Annotated in this window: 13 protein-coding genes; 9 read left to right on the forward strand and 4 right to left on the reverse strand. The window is 73.0% G+C overall.

From position 1 onward, the window contains the following. Positions 1-11 precede the first annotated feature (11 nt). The 7 genes from DZA62_RS28740 (at position 12) to DZA62_RS28770 (ending at position 10,679) form a co-directional block, all read left to right on the forward strand. Complete coding sequence (locus DZA62_RS28740) at positions 12-959, forward strand: carbohydrate ABC transporter permease (RefSeq protein WP_116952392.1); 948 nt, start codon at positions 12-14, stop codon at positions 957-959. Beyond that, the gene (locus DZA62_RS28745; RefSeq protein ID WP_116952393.1) at positions 956-1,825 is read left to right on the forward strand and encodes a carbohydrate ABC transporter permease; all 870 of its coding nucleotides are present in this window, start codon (positions 956-958) and stop codon (positions 1,823-1,825) included. Before DZA62_RS28740 ends, DZA62_RS28745 begins: the two co-directional genes overlap by 4 nt. 72 nt (positions 1,826-1,897) lie before the next feature. Further along, positions 1,898-4,207, forward strand: coding sequence for a hypothetical protein (locus tag DZA62_RS28750; RefSeq protein WP_157987971.1), 2,310 nt, complete (start codon positions 1,898-1,900; stop codon positions 4,205-4,207). 11 nt (positions 4,208-4,218) lie between these two features. Next, a complete protein-coding gene (locus DZA62_RS28755) occupies positions 4,219-6,540 on the forward strand; it encodes a hypothetical protein (RefSeq protein ID WP_116952395.1) in 2,322 nt (773 codons plus the stop codon). Then, complete coding sequence (locus DZA62_RS28760) at positions 6,540-8,750, forward strand: FAD-dependent oxidoreductase (RefSeq protein WP_116952396.1); 2,211 nt, start codon at positions 6,540-6,542, stop codon at positions 8,748-8,750. Before DZA62_RS28755 ends, DZA62_RS28760 begins: the two co-directional genes overlap by 1 nt. Then, positions 8,747-9,610, forward strand: coding sequence for an NAD-dependent epimerase/dehydratase family protein (locus tag DZA62_RS36570; RefSeq protein ID WP_198664306.1), 864 nt, complete (start codon positions 8,747-8,749; stop codon positions 9,608-9,610). The genes DZA62_RS28760 and DZA62_RS36570 overlap by 4 nt, the downstream gene beginning before the upstream one ends. Positions 9,611-9,617: 7 nt before the next feature. Next, positions 9,618-10,679: an FAD-dependent oxidoreductase gene (locus DZA62_RS28770; RefSeq protein WP_116952397.1), complete on the forward strand. Its 1,062-nt coding sequence runs from the start codon at positions 9,618-9,620 to the stop codon at positions 10,677-10,679. An 18-nt stretch (positions 10,680-10,697) separates the two neighbouring features. Here the strand turns inward: DZA62_RS28770 and DZA62_RS28775 are convergent, their stop codons facing one another. Further along, on the reverse strand, positions 10,698-12,173 hold the full coding sequence (locus DZA62_RS28775) for an HNH endonuclease signature motif containing protein (RefSeq protein ID WP_116952398.1): 1,476 nt from the start codon (positions 12,171-12,173) through the stop codon (positions 10,698-10,700). A 352-nt stretch (positions 12,174-12,525) separates the two neighbouring features. On the opposite strand from DZA62_RS28775, the gene DZA62_RS28780 reads away from it, so the two are divergent. Next, on the forward strand, positions 12,526-13,365 hold the full coding sequence (locus DZA62_RS28780) for an LLM class F420-dependent oxidoreductase (protein WP_198664307.1): 840 nt from the start codon (positions 12,526-12,528) through the stop codon (positions 13,363-13,365). 51 nt (positions 13,366-13,416) lie between these two features. After that, a complete protein-coding gene (locus DZA62_RS28785; RefSeq protein WP_116952399.1) occupies positions 13,417-13,803 on the forward strand; it encodes a hypothetical protein in 387 nt (128 codons plus the stop codon). An 8-nt stretch (positions 13,804-13,811) separates the two neighbouring features. Here the strand turns inward: DZA62_RS28785 and DZA62_RS28790 are convergent, their stop codons facing one another. The 3 genes from DZA62_RS28790 to DZA62_RS28800 are packed head-to-tail and all read right to left on the reverse strand — an operon-like array spanning position 13,812 to position 16,905. Continuing rightward, complete coding sequence (locus DZA62_RS28790; RefSeq protein WP_116952400.1) at positions 13,812-15,629, reverse strand: FtsX-like permease family protein; 1,818 nt, start codon at positions 15,627-15,629, stop codon at positions 13,812-13,814. A 5-nt stretch (positions 15,630-15,634) separates the two neighbouring features. After that, positions 15,635-16,366, reverse strand: coding sequence for an ABC transporter ATP-binding protein (locus DZA62_RS28795; protein ID WP_198664308.1), 732 nt, complete (start codon positions 16,364-16,366; stop codon positions 15,635-15,637). Next, positions 16,363-16,905: a PadR family transcriptional regulator gene (locus tag DZA62_RS28800; RefSeq protein ID WP_116952401.1), complete on the reverse strand. Its 543-nt coding sequence runs from the start codon at positions 16,903-16,905 to the stop codon at positions 16,363-16,365. Before DZA62_RS28800 ends, DZA62_RS28795 begins: the two co-directional genes overlap by 4 nt. Positions 16,906-16,951 lie beyond the last annotated feature (46 nt).

The raw sequence follows: 16,951 nt of genomic DNA on the forward strand, positions 1-16,951 counted from the left end.
GGTTCGATCCAGTGACGACGGCGACGGTCACCCGTCCCACCGAGGAGCAGGCGGCCCAGCAGGGCCGGGCCGCCCGCTCCCGCCGGTGGCGGGCCGGCGGGCGCAGGGAGCTCGCCGGGCTGCTGTTCCTGCTCCCCGCGATCGTGATCTTCGGTCTGTTCGCGTGGTGGCCGATCGTCCGCGGGCTGATCATCAGCTTCCAGCGGACCGACCTGATGGGCACCAGCGAGTGGGTCGGCCTGGACAACTTCCAGGCGCTGTTCGCCGACCCGCTGCTGGGCACGGCGGTGCAGAACACGCTGCTGTTCGTCGGGCTGGGCGTGCTGATCGGGTTCCCGGCGCCGCTGATCCTGGCGTCGGTCCTGTCGACGGTGCGCCGGCTCGGCGGGGTGTACCGGTTCCTCGTCTACCTGCCGGTGGTGATCCCGCCGGTGGTGTCGGTGCTGCTGTGGAAGTGGTTCTACGACCCGGGCGCCGGCCTGTTCAACGAGCTGCTCGGCAAGGTCGGGCTGGGCCCGTACCCATGGCTGGAGTCGCCGGACACCGCGATGCTCAGCCTCGTCCTCGAGTCGACGTGGGCGGGCATGGGCGGCACCGTCCTCATCTACCTGGCGGCGATGGTCGGCATCCCGCAGGAGCTGTACGAGGCGGCCGAGATCGACGGCGCGAACCTCTGGCAGCGCATCTGGCACGTCATGCTGCCGCAGCTGCGCACCGTGATCGCCCTGCTGCTGCTCTGGCAGCTGATCAACACCGTGCAGGTGTTCACCGAGCCGTACGTCTTCACCGGCGGCGGGCCGCAGAACGCCACCACGACCGTCCTTCTGCTGATCTTCAGGTACGGGTTCCAGCAGGGCAACTACGGCCAGGCCGCGGCGCTGGCGTTCCTGCTCGCCCTCGCGCTGGCCCTGATGTCGGCGGTGTACCTGCGGGCCACCCGGAGCTGGAGCAAGTCATGAGCGGATTCGTCTCCGAGACCAGCCGGCGCCGGCAGCGCACCCGCGGCGCGCTGTTCACCGTCCACGCCCTCACGCTGATCGCGCTGGTCCTGATCGGCCTCGGGCCGCTGTACTGGGCGGCCAAGGGCGCGGTCTCGTCGCCGACCGAGCTGGTGACGAACCCGCTGGCGCTGTGGCCGGGCGACGCGCGGTGGGGCAACTTCTCGCTCGCGTGGGACGACCTGCAGGTCGGCCGGTACGTGCTGAACAGCTTCTGGATCGTGCTCGGCTCGTGGGCCGTGCAGCTGTTCGTCGCCGCCACCGCCGGGTTCGCGCTGTCGGTGCTGCGGCCGAGGATCGGGCCGTACGTGTACGGCGCGATCCTGGCGACGATGTTCGTGCCCTACACGGTGTCGATGGTCAGCCTGTTCCTGACGATCATCGACCTGCCGTTCCTGGGCATCAACATCGCCAACACGTACTGGGCGATCTGGCTGCCGGCCGGCGCCAACGCGTTCAACGTGCTGCTGGCGAAGGGGTTCTTCGACGCGCTGCCGGGGGAGCTGTTCGATGCCGCGAAGGTCGACGGCGCCGGCACCTGGCGGCTGCTGTGGAGCATCGTGCTGCCGATGAGCCGGCCGATCCTCGCCGTCATCAGCCTCCTCGCCGTCATGCACTCGTGGAAGGACTTCATCTGGCCGCTGGTCGCGATCGCCGACCCGCAGAAGCAGCCGATCGCCGTCGCGCTGACGGTGCTGGCCGGCCAGGCGCCGCAGGACCAGCTGATCGCCGCGATGGTGCTCGCACTGGTCCCGCCGGTGATCGTCTTCCTGGCCTTCCAGCGCCAGATCGTCGCCGGACTCGGTTTCACGGGGGTGAAGGGCTAGGGGCAGCCCGAGCCCGTGCTCTGACGCACGTTCCGCACTTCGACGAAGAAGGAGGGACGCACCATGCCCGAGTTGTCCAGACGCACCTTCGTCCGCGGCTCGCTGGCGGCCGGCGGCACCGGCCTGCTGGCGACGACGCTGCCGGCGACCGCTCAGGCGGCGGAACTCACCGCCGCCGACCCCGCCGGCACCGTCCGGGTGGCCGCGGACACCGCCACCGGCACCATCCGGGTGCTCGACGCCGGCGGCGTGCACCGGCTGACGATCACGCACCTCAAGTACTCGAACACCGCCCGAACGTTCGGCGCGTCGCTGGTGAGCCAACCCAGCGCGACCGAGCTGGTGATCCAGTACGTCACCCAGCATCCGGGGGTGACGGTGACGGCGTCGATCGTCGCCGGGCTGCGCAAGGCGCGGATCCGCTGGGATGTCAGCGGGGCCGAGGCGGTGCCGGACCAGTTCGCGATCGCCCGCGCCATCGTCGACGGCACCGAGACGTACCGGCCGGTCGCGCTGTGGAACCGCGACGCCGGCGGCGGGATCCCGTACGAGACCACGCACGGCGCCGGGTACGCGATGACGTACGCCGACAACCGGCTGCTGCTGCGGCTGCGCGACAGCACGGAGGGGTTCGGCGACGACACCTGGCTGCACGCGCCGGGGGTGGCGGCGACCGGCGGCGGCTGGGTCACCGAGGCGGTGCTGGTGCCCGGCTCGATGCGGCCGCACGCGGCCGGCGTCATCGCCCGCGACATCGTCACCCCGCTGGGCGTCGAGCTCTGGACCGACCAGCCGTTCCACGTGTGGCCTGCCGGCGGGGCGAAGACGGTGCGCGCGGAGGTGGTGAACGCCGAGACCACGGCCCGGCAGGTGCGCCTCGCCTGGACCGCCCGGACCTGGGACGGCGCGGTGCAGAGCGGGTCGGCCGGTCCGGTGTCCGTGGCCGCGCGGTCGGTGTGGAACCCGACGTTCCAGGTGACCCTGGGCGGCCGCGACATCGCGTTCGTCGAGGCCGTGGTCACCGACACCGCCGACGCGAGCGTCATGGCGTTCTCGCGGACCAACCTCGCCGTGCTGTCGTCTCACACCTACCAGGCCGGCGAGACCAGCGGGTTCGGCGTGTCGAACTACCCGTGGCTGCTCAGCGGGCCGGGGCCGGACGAGACCGCCGCGCTGATGAAGCTGATCGGGATGACGTGGGTCCGCACCGCCTACGACGGCGCGCCCGGCATCCCGCCCACCGACCTCGACCGCCACGGGCTGCTGCACAACGTCCAGCTCGGTGGCATCCCGTACGGCAAGACCGCCACCGACCAGCGCGCATGGGCCGACGCCATGGTCGCCCGCTGCGTCACCGCCGGCGCCCGCTACTACGAGTGCGGCAACGAGCTGAACCTCATCGAGACCGAACGCACGCCGGCTGAGTACGTCACCGCGGGGCTGCGCCCGCTGCGGGCCGCCATGGCGGCCCGGCCGGACGCCACGTTCAAGGTCATGACCTGCGGGCTGGCCGGCCTCGACTCGGTCTGGCTGGACGGGTTCGGCGCGGCCGGCGGGTGGAGCGAGGTGGACGTGCTCGCGTACCACCCGGGCCGGGGCAACTACGTCGCCGACTACAGCCCGCCGGAGCCGTGGCTGCGGCCCGACGGCACCCGCAAGCCGGAGTTCTGGAACTTCATCGGCTCGCTGCGCAAGGCCGACGCGGCCCGGGCGGCCGACGGCGGCAAGGAGCTGTGGCTGACCGAGGCGTACGCCTCGACGCAGCCGAACCGCTGGTGGACCGACACCTACCGGCACGCGGCGGAGAACGTGCTGCTCCAGCTGATGTTCGCCAAGGCGCACGGGGTGCGCTGCGTCACCTGGTACACGCTCGAGGACGGCATCGAGCAGCAGCCGAGGGAGGCCGACCCCGGCGACATCGAGTACCACTTCGGCCTGCTGGTCCGCGACCGCAGCCCGAAGCCGTCGCTGCTGGCGTTCGCCACTGCGGCCCGGTTCCTCGACCAGGCCGATTACCTCGGGCGGGTCACGTTCTCCGACCCCGAGGTCAAGGGGCTGCTGTTCACGACGCCGACCGGGCGGTTCTCGGTGCTGTGGACGCGGCGCGACGGCTACGTCCTCAACAACGACCCGGCCCGCCGCGACCCCGGCAACGCGGCGTACTACCGGACGCCGGAGCCGTGGCTGGACCCCTGGCCGACCAAGACCCCGGTGTCGCTGCCCACCCCTGCGGCGACGACCACCGTCCGCGAGCTGAACAGCATCGGCCAGGAGACCCTGCACACCGCCGCCGGCAGCCGGGTGACCGTCACCCTCGACGGCGCGCCGCGCATCTTCGTCGGCCTCGACCTCACCACCACCGACACCTACCCCGTGAACTGAAGGGACCTGACATGGCTGAGCACCACCTGACCCGCCGGACGTTCGTCGGCGCCGCGGGATCGGTGGCCGTCGGCGCCGGGCTGCTGCCCGCCGTGGCCACCCGCGCGGCCGCCGCCGAGCCGGTCACGATCAGCGCCGACGGCATCGTCGTCACCGCAGGGACGGACGGCGCCGTGGTCGTCGCCGACGGCACGGGCGCGCAGCGGCTGCGGCTGGCGCACTTCATGGTCAAGGACACCGTGCTCGGGCAGCAGCGCACCTTCAGCGGGACGCCGTCGGCGATCACGCTGCCGGACGGGCGCCCGGCGATCCGCGTCGACTACCGGATGGGCAGCACCGGCGTCGGCATCGCCGTCCGCGGCACGTTCGACGTCACCGCGCGCCGGCTGCACGCGCGCTGGGAGGCCACCAGCGGCAACGAGATGTACCTGAACTCGCAGTTCCACCGCGTCGCGATCGGCTCTGCCGGGCCGGAGAGCACCCGTGCGCTGACCCGGTGGAACCGCGACGGCGGCGGCGGCGTGCCGTACGAGACCAACGACGGCGTCATCTACGCGCGCAGCTGGCCCGACACCGCCGGGTTCCTGCGCATCGCCGACAGCAACCCGGCCTGGAGCGCCGGCGACTGGGTGCACGTCGCCGGGAAGTACGACGGCAACGTGCTGGTGCACGACGTCGACGTGGTGATCGGCGACCTGCGCCCGGCCGCGGCGAACGCGCTGGCCCAGGCCCGTCCGCTCGGCATCGACATCTGGACCGACCAGCCGTTCAACCTGTGGGACGGCGCCGGCCACCGCATGACGGTGCACGCGCAGGCCGTCAACGGCGGCGCCGCCGCGCGCGACGTCGAGCTGAGCTGGTGGGGCCGCGACTTCGACGGCGCCGTCGTCGCCAGCGGGCAGGAGACGCTGCGGCTGGACGCCGGCGGGGTCGCCCAGCGCAGCGTCGAGTTCCCGTCGCCGCAGCAGGGCATCGTGTTCGTCGAGGTCCGCGTCGCCGCCGGTGACGACGAGGCGTTCGCCCGCACCACGCTGGCGTCGCTGCGCCAGTACCAGTACCAGCCGGGCGGGATGTTCGGCATCGCGAACTACCCGTGGCTGCTGCAGCCGAGCAAGGACGACGTCGCCGCGCTGCTGAAGCGCATCGGCGTCGCGTCGGTGCGCATCGCCTACAACGGCGCGCCCGGCATCGCGCCGGCCGAGCTGGAGGCCATGGGCATCATGCCGAACATCCAGCACGGCGACGTCGTGTTCGACGCGTCGCCGGAGGAGGTGAAGGCCTGGGCGGCCGAACTCGTGGACGTCGTCGTCGACGCCGGCGCGCACTACTTCGAGGTCGACAACGAGCGCAACCAGCCGTGGATGTCCGGCCGCTTCACCGAGGAGTACATCCGCGACGGCCTGCGTCCCGTCGTCGAGCGGCTGGCCGAGGTCGGCTACGACGTCAAGGTGATGAACACCGGCCTCGGCGGCATGGACGTCAACTGGCTGGACAACTTCCACGCCAACGGCGGCTGGGACCTCATCGACGTGTTCGCGTTCCACCCCGGGCGCGGCAACTTCACCCCCGACTACGCGCCGACGCCGGACGAGTGGGAACAGGGCAGCAACGGCAGCTACTGGAACTTCCTCGGCGGCCTGCGCGAGGCCCGGCGGCGGCTCGACGAGTATGGTGGCGACAAGGAGCTGTGGCTGACCGAGGCCTACTCGTGCACCCGGCCGAACCACTGGTGGAACGACACCATGCGCCAGTCGGCCGAGAACGTCCTGCTCACGCTCGCGCTGGCGAAGTCAGAGGGGGTCGACGGCGTCAACTGGTACCAGCTGCACGACAGCATCATCCATCAGCCGCAGAAGGCCAACCCGACCAACCCGGAGTACCACTTCGGACTGATGAACCGCGACACCAGCGTGAAGCCGTCGCTGCTCGCGTACGCCACCGCCACCCGCGTCCTCGAGGGCGCGGAGTTCGTCCGCTGGCTGTCGTTCTCCGATCCGGACGTCAAGGGGTTGCAGTTCGACACCCCGGACGGGCCGATGTCGGTCCTGTGGACCCGCAAGGACGGCTACTTCCTCAACGCCGACCACGACGACGCCAGCCCGTACTACGCGCACCCGGAGGCGTGGGAGGACGACTGGCCGACCAAGACCGACGTCGCGTTCCGCGGTGCCCGGCTGCGTGAGGTCGACGTGCTCGGCCGCGAGCGCGGCGTCACCGGGTCGCGCGGCACCGTCGACGTCGTCCTGGACGGCACGCCGCGCGTCTACTACGGCCTCGGCGACCAGCCGGAGCGCCGGGTCTCGTCGATCACTCACCGTCCAGTGGAGGGCTGATGCGGGAACAACAGGTCCGGCACGACGTCACCGTGGTGGGCGGCGGGCTGGCGGGCGTGTGCGCCGCCATCGCCGCCGCCCGCCTCGGGCGCTCCGTCGCGCTGATCAACAACCGCCCGGTGCTGGGCGGCAACTCCTCCAGCGAGATCCGGGTGTGGGTGGTCGGCGCGACGGCGCACGGCCGCAACCACCACGCCCGCGAGACCGGCATCATGGGCGAGCTGTTCGTCGAGAACCAGTACCGCAACCCCGAGGGCAACGCGTACTACTGGGACGCGGTCGTGCTCGACGCCGTCCGGGCCGAGCCGAACATCTCGCTGTACCTCAACACCGACGTGCGTGAGGTGGCCGCGTCCGGGTCGCCGGAGGCACGGCGGGTCGAGTCGGCGACCGGCTGGACCATGGGGTCGGAGCTGCTGACGACGTTCACCGGGCCGGTGTTCCTCGACTGCACCGGCGACGGCCTGGTCGGCGCGCTGGCCGGCGCCTCGTTCCGTCTGGGGCGCGAGGCGCGGTCGGAGTACGACGAGCCGTGGGCGCCGGAGGTGGCCGACGACATCACGCTCGGCAGCACGCTGCTGTTCTACTCCAAGGACGCCGGCGAGCCGGTCCGGTTCGTGCCGCCGGACTTCACCAAGGACATCACCGCCACGTCGATACCGGCGCGGCGGATCATCCGCGCCGAGGACAACGGGTGCGCCTACTGGTGGATCGAGTTCGGCGGCGAGCTGGACACCGTCCATGACAACGAGGCGATCCGCGACGAGCTGTGGGCCGTCGTCTACGGGATCTGGGACCACATCAAGAACTCCGGTGCCTACGACGCGGACACCCTCACGCTGGAGTGGGTCGGAGCGGTGCCCGGGAAGCGGGAGTACCGCCGCTTCATCGGCGACTACGTGCTGACGCAGCACGACGTGCTCGGGCAGACCGAGTTCGACGACCGCGTCGCGTTCGGCGGCTGGTCCATCGACCTGCACCCGCCCGGCGGCATGTACGCGCAGGAGGAGGGCGCCAAGCAGCGCTACGCCGACGGCATCTACCACATCCCGTACCGCATCCTGTACTCGAAGAACGTGACGAACCTGCTGCTGGCCGGCCGGAACGTGTCCGCGTCGCACGTCGCGTTCGGGACCACGCGGGTGCAGGCGACCACCGCGGTCATGGGCGAGGCGGCCGGCACGGCGGCGGCGTTGAGCGTCGCCGGCGGTGTGCCGCCGCGGTCGGTCGACGTCGGCGAGCTGCAGCGGACGCTGCTGCGGCAGGACGCGTCGATCGTCGGGCTGCCGCTGGTCGATGCCGCGGACCTCGCCGGCGCCGCGACCGTCACGGCGTCCGGGGCGCTGGCGTCGCTGGAGGTCGAGGACGGGTCGGCGCGCTGGCCGCTGGAGGCCGACGCCGGGCTGGTGCTGCCGGTGGACCCGGCGCTGCCGGTGCTGGAGCTGCTGGCCGACGCCGAGCGCGACACGTCGCTCACCGTCGAGCTGTACGACCCCGGGCCGGGGCAGAACTACGTGCCGCGGACGCTGGTGACGTCGGCGACGGTGCCGGTGCCGGCCGGGTCGAAGCAATGGGTGCGGCTCGACCTCGACTGGTCGCCGACGACGCCACGCAACGCGTTCGTGCTGGTGAAGGCGTCGTCGTCGGTCGCGCTGTACGTCGCCGACCGGCCCACGCCGGGCGTGCTGAGCTTCACCCGGCGCCCGCTGCGGCCGCAGGACGAGCGCCCGCAGCCGCTGCGCGAGTGGACCAACCGGGACCTGCTGCGGCGCACGTTCTGCTTCCGCGCCGGGGCCACTTCGGCGTTCACGCCCGAGAAGGCCGTCGACGGGCTCCTGCGGCCGCACGCCGGGCCGCACACCTGGGTGTCGTCGGGGCTGCCGGCCTGGCTGCGGCTGACCTGGCCGGCGCCGGTGACGATCGGCCGGGTCGAACTGATCGGCGACGACGACGTCGACGAGGATCTGATCAACCTGCATCGGCACCGCACGCCGTACCCGGTGCCGCCGCCGCTGGTTCGCGACTACGTCGTCGAGGCGCTGGTCGCCGGCTCGTGGGCGCCGGTCGCGTCGGTCGTCGACAACCGGCGACGCCGGCGGGTGCACGAGTTGGCGTCGCCGGTGACGTGCACCGCGCTGCGGGTGACCGTGACGGCGAGCAACGGCGCGCCGGCCGCGCACGTCGTCGCGTTGCGGGCGTACGCGCCGTGAAGCAGGTGCTGGTGACCGGCGCGGCCGGGCGCATCGGCCGGGCCGTGCTGGATCTGCTGGCCTCGCGCGGGGTCGCCGCCACCGCGCTGGTGCTGGAGGACCCCGGCGACCTGCCGGCGGAGCGGGTCGTCGTGGGGTCGGCCGAGGACGTCGTAGCCGTGCGTGCCGCGGTGACTGACGTCGACGCCGTCATCCACCTGGCTGCCCGCCCCGCGCCGCACTACGACACCCCCGTCGAGGTGTTCGCCGGCAACACCCGCGCGACGTACACCGTCCTGGAGGAGGCGGGTGAGGCGGGGGTGCGGCGGGCGGTGATCGCGAGCTCGTACGGCGCGACCGGGCTGCCGTGGTCGCGGGCGCTGATCCCGCCGGCCTACCTGCCCGTCGACGAGGCGCTGCCGGCCGTCGTCGAGGATCCGTACGGGCTGTCCAAGCAGGCCGACGAGCTGACCGCGGCGATGATGGCGCGGCGGCACGGGCTCACCGTGGTCGCGATCCGGTACCCGTTCGTCGGCGGCGTGGACGAGCGGCTGGCCGCGCACGCGGGTTCTCTGCGCGAGGATCCGGCGCGCGGGGTGCGCGACCTGTGGTCGTACCTCGACGTGCGCGACGCGGCGCTGGCCGCGCTGGACGCGCTGGCCGTCGACGACGGCGCCGCGCACGTCGTGCTGGTGGCGGCGCCGGAGACGCTGGTGCCGATGCCGACCGCTGACCTGCTGCGTCGGTATCTGCCCGGGGTCGAGCTGCGCCGCCCGCTGCCCGGCCGCGCCGTCCCCATCGACACGTCGGCGGCCTCGCGGCTGTTCGGCTTCGCCGCACGGCACCCCTTCGAGGATGGTTTCCCGGCCGGCCCTGGTTGACGTCTGTATGGACGTGGTGGTGATCGGAGCCGGCCAGGCGGGGTTGTCGACGGCGTACCACCTGCGCCGGTCGGGCCTGTCGTTCGTCGTGCTCGACGGCGCCGCCCGGCCCGGCGGCGCGTGGGCGTCGCGGCCGCCGACGCTGACGATGGCGAAGGTGCACGGAGTGTTCGACCTTCCCGGCGCGCACCGTGCCGCCTCGCCAGACGACCCAGCGCTGCCCGCCTCCGAGATCGTCGGCCGGTACTACGCCGGCTACGAGCGGCAGTTCTCCCTCCCCGTCCTGCGCCCCGTGTCGGTGACCTCGGTGTCGTCCCTGCCCGACGGTCGCCTGCGGGTCGCCGGCTCCGACGGGCGGACGTGGACCGCGCGGGCCGTGGCCAACGCGACCGGCACCTGGACCCGCCCGCACTGGCCGTACTACCCGGGCGCGTCGTCGTTTCGCGGGTGGCAGCTGCACTCGTCGGACTACCGCGGACCCTCGGCCTTCGCCGGGCTGCGCGTGGTGGTCGTCGGCGGCGGGCACTCGGCCGCGCACGTCCTCTCCGAGGTCGCGGACGTCGCCGCATCGGTGACCTGGGTGACCCGGCGGCCGCCGGAGTTCCGCGGGGGCGATTTCACCCCGGACGACGGCCGCTCCGTCATCGCCGACGTCGACGCCCGGGTCCGGGCCGGCCTCCCGCCGCTGAGCGTCGTCGCCGTCACCGGGCTGGGCTACACCTCCGTCGTCCGCGAGGCGATGGAGAAGGGCGTGCTCAACCCGCGGCCGATGTTCGCCCGGCTGGTCCCGTCCGGCGTCGAGTTCGCCGACGGCGCCGTCGAGCCCGCCGACGTCATCGTGTGGGCGACCGGCTTCCGTGCCGCCCTGGGCCACCTCGCCCCGCTCCACCTGCGCGAACCCGGCGGCGGCGTCCGCATGGACGGCACCCGCGTCGTCAGCGATGCCCGCATCCACCTCGTCGGCTACGGCCCCTCCGCCAGCACCGTCGGCGCCAACCGCGCCGGTCGCGCCGCCGCGCTGGAGATCAAGGACCTCGTCACGGCCGCCTCTACCCGCCCGGCCGCGTGATCTCACGGCGATCACGCATCAGAACGGAACGAATCCGGGGTGTGTGTCGCCAGCAGGTCGTCGTCCGGGCGATCGGGCGCAGATCGGGCCGATGATTTCGGGGTCGACCGGGTAACACCGCCCAGCGGGGGTGATCCACCATGTGGCGCCGTGGGAGTCCGTCGTGACGGCGAACCCGTGCCAGGTCTTGGCCCGGTGGTGACCGCTGTGAAGTGCCCACGTGTTGTCCGCGCCGGTGGTGCCGCCGTGTGCGTAGGGCGCCTGGTGGTCGATCTCGGCCTCGGTGGCCGGCCGGTGGCAGGTGGGGAAGCGGCAGGTGCGGTCGCGGGTGACGATGTGGGCGGCGAGGTGGGCGGGTGGGGCATAGGTGTTGCGCCCGTACTCGAGCAGTCGGCCGTCGGCGGGGTCGGTGAGCAGCCGGCGCATGGTGGCATCGGCGGCGAGGTGGCAGGCGGCAGCGGCGGTGACGGGGCCGTACCCGTCGAGCTCGCCCGGTGTCGCGTCGGTCCCTGCCAGCGCGTTGATGGGCACGGTGACGTGCACCGTGGCCGCCCGGCCGCGGCGCCGCCCGAGCACCAGCGGCCCTGCGGTAGCGCCCGGCGTGCCGGGGTGGCCCGGTTGGGTGGGCGCCGGATCGCTCCTGGCTTCCGCATCGCTGGTGGGCGGGTGGGTCGTGCAGGTGGGGTGACAGCAGCCGAGGTGCCCGGATTCGAGCGCGGTCCAGGCCAGGCCGGTGAGGAGGTCGAAGCGGAGTTGGTCGAGCGTGCGGTCGTCTCCGGTGGTGCGGGCGTGCCGCGCGGCGGCGTCGGTGGCCACCCACAGTGCGGTGACGTCTTCGGCCGGTCCGCAGAGGGTGAGGGTGGCCATGCCGTCCTCGCCGCCCGGCGCGGCGGGCTCGGGACGGCTGACGTAGCGGTGCTCGGCGGCCCGGCGGCGGCGGCCTTCGGCTCCGGCGGGGTCGGCGGCGATGACCTCGCGGCGTAGTCGCTGGTCCAGTACCCACCGGGTGCGGGCCTGCGCATCGGGCAGCACGACGGCCTCCACGCGGCGGCGCACCGCGGGGTCGGCGAGGCAGCGGGTGCGATCGGCGATCAGTCGCGCCTTGTCCGCGTCGATGTGGCCGGCGGCGAGTGCGGCGAAGGTGTCCGGGAGGTCCTCGAGCAGCTCGACCGCCAGCGCGACCCGCGCGGTCGCGCGGCCGGGGCTCCAGCGCAGGGCCAGCGACACCTCGTCGCCTGCGGCCCCGACCGCCCGGTGGGTGTGCCCCGCGCCGAGGTCGTCCGGGGCGCCGCACCGCTGGTACTGCGGCCGGGCCGCCAACTCGGCGAACACCCGCAACAGCGCGGCCTCTTCGTGTGCGACCTGACGCTGCCGCGCCAGCGCCACCGCGATCAGGTGGTGCGGAGACAGGCTCGTGACGTCGACGCACGCGAGCAGGGAGGCCAGCTCGGCACCCGGAGGCGCCGTGGCCAGGCGGTCGATCGGATCGGACATCACACGTCCCCTTCTCGTCCACGATGAGGTTGCGGTCCCTGTGTCCGGGACGCGCGCCACCCGCGTTGGCCCGTCGGGCTGGGGAGGACGACCGCAGACGGACTCGCTGCGACCGTGGACGAGGTGAGGACACCTGGTGCGGTGCCCTGCTTCGATGTCCGGGAACCCACTGCTGCCGCTCCCGGTGACGGCCCGATCTGCAGTTGATCTTATCGAACATGTGTGCGGCTTGCAACTGGTGGGCTGAGTCTCAGTCGCCATCGGTCGGGACCTCCAGGCCTGCCGGACGTTCACTCGGACGCCGGCCGCGGAGACGTCGCTCCACTGCGACCGGACGTGGTTGACTATCGCGGTGCGCTACGGACTGAAGCTGAGCCAGCATGCCCCCATCGACGAGTACCGGGCGGTGTGGCGGGTCGCCGACGACGCGGGCTTCGACCACGTCTGGAACATGGACCACTTCGCCACCATCGGCGGCGACACCACGGGCGACATCTTCGACGCGTGGGCGCTGCTCGCGGCGATGGCCGAGACCACCACCCGGGTCCGCATCGGCTGCATGGTCACCGGCAACACGTACCGCCACCCCGGCGTGCTGGCCAAGCTGGCCGTCACCGTCGACCACCTCTCCGGCGGCCGGCTCGAGTTCGGCCTCGGCGCCGCGTGGGCCGAGTACGAGCACACGATGTTCGGGCTGCGGTTCGGCACCGCGGGCGAGCGGCTCGACCGCCTCGACGAGGCCTGCCAGATCATCCGCTCGCTGTGGACGCAGGAGCGCACCACGTTCGCCGGCGAGCACTACCGCATCGACGACGCCGTCGCCGAGCCGAAGCCGGTCCAGTCGCCGTACCCGCCGATCTGGATCGGCGGCAGCGGGCGCAAGCGGACGTTGCGCATCACCGCGCAGTACGCCGACGTCTGGAACGCCACCGGCGACGCCGACCCGGAGACGTTCGCCGAGCTGTCCGGTGTGCTCGACGCCCACTGTGCCGACGTCGGGCGCGACCCCGGGCAGATCCGGCGGACGATCCAGCTGCGGCTGGGCGACCGGCCCGAGGACGTCCTCCCGGTGGTCGAGGCCTACGCGCGGGCCGGCGCCGACGACATCATCCTCATCACCCAGGCGGGCACGGCCGAGGTGCAGGCCACGGCGGTGGCCGAGTTGCTGCCGCGGTTGCGGTCGATCGGCTGACGTCCGGGGGTACGTTGGCCGTGATGACTCCTGTCGTAGGAGGTGAGCGCCATGAGCGCCTTCACCGTCGAGTTCGAGAACCAGCCCGGGCGGCTCGCCGACCTGTGTGAGGTGATGGCGGCGCGCGACGTCAACCTGGTCATCTGCGGGGTGGTACACGGCGATGCCGGCACGGTGGCGTTCATCGCCGACGACGAGGCGGCGGCACGGTCGGCACTGCAGGACGCCGACTTCGACGCCACCGAGCGCGAGGCGCTGACGGTGCGGCTGAAGAACGCTCCCGGCGCCGGCGCCGCGACGTTCCGCAAGCTCGCCGACGCCGGGGTCAACGTCGAGGTGTTCCTGCCGGTGCGGGTCTCCGACTCGCAGTTCGTCGCCGTCCTGTGCGTCGACGACCAGGATGCCGCCGCCTCGGTGCTGGGCAACGCCGTCGTCTGACGGCTCGTTCAGGCCAGCTCGGCCTGCAGCAGCGGCGCGACCGGACGGCGGGCGGCGAGTCGCGCCGGGACCGCCGTCAGCGCCGCGACCGCCAGCATCACACCGGGGACCAGCGCGGCCAGCCACCAGACCGGCGGCAGCGGGACCTCGTCGGGGTCGACGGCCGTGTAGAGCACCAGTCCGCCGCCGACGCCCAGCACCGCGCCGACGAAGGCCGGCAGCACCTGCGCGAACGAGAGGCCAGCGCTGAGCTGGGCCGGCGTGGCGCCGAGCGCCCGGGTGAGCGCCGACGCGTGCCGGACGTCGAGCACCGTGGCCCAGGTGACGACGATCGTGTTGACCGCCGCGAGCGCGATCAGCGTGACGGTGATGATCAGCAGCAGCTCGCCCAGCCGCTGCGTCTCGGTGTCGGCGTCCAGGATCGGCTGCGCGGCGAGCTGTGCGTTCGCCGCCATCGCGGCGACCACCCCGCTGACGGTGACCGTCATGCTGGCGATGCTCAGCGCGACCCGCCGCGGCCGCCGCCCCGCCACGCGCAGGGCGATGAGCAGGGCGACCGGCAGGCGCGAGGAGAGCGCGACCAGCCAGCCGACGCGGCGCGGTGGCCTCGCGGCGTCGTTGAGAGCGTCGACCGTGCTGGTCCGCGCGGAGCGGATCGCCGGGACGAGCGTCGCGGTCACGGCGACGCCCAGCGCGACCGCCGTGACGATGGCGATGGTCCGAAGCGTGAGCGCGGGGTCGCCGGCCGCGCCGATCAGGCCCGGCGTCCGCTCGCTGAGCAACGGGGCCGTCAGCCGACCCGCGACCAGCCCGGCCGCGGACGCGAGGAGAGCGACGGCGACATGCGCGGTCAGCAGAATGGCCGCCACCAGGCCTGGCGTGGCGCCGACGGCCTTCAGCAGCCCGACCCGCTGGGTCTGGTCGGCCATCCGTCCGCCGACGAGGACCGCGACGCTGGCGACGGCCAGGATGCCGAGCAGCCAGCCGCCGGTCGTCAGCACCCGCTGGCTGTTCCGCTCCAGGTGCGTGACCTGCTCGAACGTGTGCTGCCACGGCTCCAGGCGCGGCGCACCCGGCTGGTCCTGGTTGTGCGCGTCGACGAATGCCTGCGCGTCGTCCGGGTCGGCGAGCTTCAGGTAGCTGACGTAGGACAGCGGTCCGGACGCGATCTCCTCGACGTCGGTGACGGTGAGCCAGACCGTGCCGGGTTCCCGCACGGCGCCGGGCGCGGACCGCATGCCCTCGGGCAGCTGACCGAGGACGCAGTGGACCAGGCACGTCGTCCACGGATAAGGCACGAGGGCCGTGGTGACGGCGATGCCGGCGACCTCGAACGAGCGGCCCGCCAGCGTGACCGGGTCGCCGACCTGGAGGCCGGTGGCCTCGGCGAACGCGGCCTCGACGACCACGCCGCCGCCGCGCACCCAGTCGCCGTCCGTCACCGCCGGCCGGTCGACGGCGGCCGGCTCGGTGTCGCGGCCGACGGCCTGCACGTCCATCGTCCGGTCCCCGTGCGTCAGCGTGGCGCCGGCGACCGGATACGGACCGCTGTGGTCGACGACGCCGTCGGCGCCGGTGAGTCCGTCGAGGACCGCAGGGTCGACGGCGCCGCCCTCGGGGTCCGGCATGATCACGGCGGTCACATCGGGCCCGGCGGTGGTCTCGCGGCTGCTCTGGAACGGATCGCTGGCCACGCCGTGGATCGCCAGTCCGAGCGTCAGCGTCGTCGTCGCGGCGGCGATGGCGAGCAGCAACAGCACAGCCTCCGCCGGACGCCGTCGAAGGTCACGGGCGGCAAGGCGGGCGACGAGCAGGAATCGTCCCATGGTCGTCAGCCCTCGAGTCCGGCGAGCGCGCCGAGGTGTCCGGTCGTTCCGCCGGTCAGCCGCGTCTCGTCGACGAACGCGCCGTCGCGCATCGAGATCAGCCGGTCCGCCGTCGCCGCGATGCGCTCGTCGTGCGTGACGATGACCAGGGTCTGGCCGGCTTCGTGCAGGTCCTCGAACAGCCGCAGCACGTCGAGGGTGGCGGCGCTGTCGAGATTGCCCGTGGGTTCGTCGGCGAGGACGAGGACCGGCTCGTTGCTCAGCGCACGCGCGACGGCGACCCGCTGCCGCTGGCCGCCGGAGAGCGCCGTCGGGAGCGCGTCGCCCTTCGCGTCGAGCCCGACCCGGCGCAGCAACTCGGTGGCGCGGGCGCGGGCCGCCCGCGGCGAGCGGCCGGCGAGCAGGGCGGGCAGTTCCACGTTCTCGATGACGGTGAGCTCGTCCATCAGGTGAAAGGCCTGGAACACGAAGCCGACGTCGGTGCGGCGCAGCCGGGCCAGGGCGCGTTCGGTGAGTTGGTCGACGCGGCGGCCGGCGAGGTGGATCTCGCCGCCGCTCGCGCGGTCGAGCCCGCCGACCAGGTGCAGCAGCGTCGACTTCCCGCAGCCGCTCGGTCCCATCACGGCGACCGTCTCGCCCGCCGCCACGTCGAGGTCGACCCCGTCGACCGCCCGGACCAGGCTCTCGCCGTCGCCGTAGGTCCTGGTCAGCCCGCGGGTGCTGAGGATGCTGCTCACGAGGTGCTCCTTCGGGTCGTCCAGCTGCGTTCGCAGGCCTCCAGCCAGCGCAGATCGGCCTGCAGCCGGAGCACGATGCCCTCCAGCAACAGGCCCGCCTCCGCTCCGTCGGGCTCGGCCATGGCGGCGCGCTGCGCCTCCCGCAGCCGGCGCAGCAGTTCGCGTCGCTGCGTGTCGACGATGCTCAGCGGATCGGCCAGCCCCGCCGCAGCGGCCGCGACGAGCTTGAGGTGGAACTCCGTGAGGTCCGGCTTGGGCCAGCTCACCTCGGTCATCCACTCGGCGACGCGCTGCTGGCCCTTCGGGGTGAGGGCGTAGGTCTTGCGGTCGGCCGTGGGGGCGGCGGCTGGGCCGGTCGCCAGCTCGGGCCGCTCGGTGGTGACGAGGCCGGCCTTCTCCAGGCGGGTCAGGACCACGTACACCTGTCCGGCGTTCATCGCCTCGCCGATCGGGCCGAGCGCCTGCCGGAGCCTCGCCCGCAACTGGTATCCGTGCGACGGCTCCTTCGCGAGCAGCGCGAGGACCACTTCCTGCTGCATCCACCCTCCCTATAACCGTTAGCCATGACTATAACCGTTAGCCATG

The organism is Jiangella endophytica (assembly GCF_003427025.1).
GTDB lineage: Bacteria > Actinomycetota > Actinomycetes > Jiangellales > Jiangellaceae > Jiangella > Jiangella endophytica.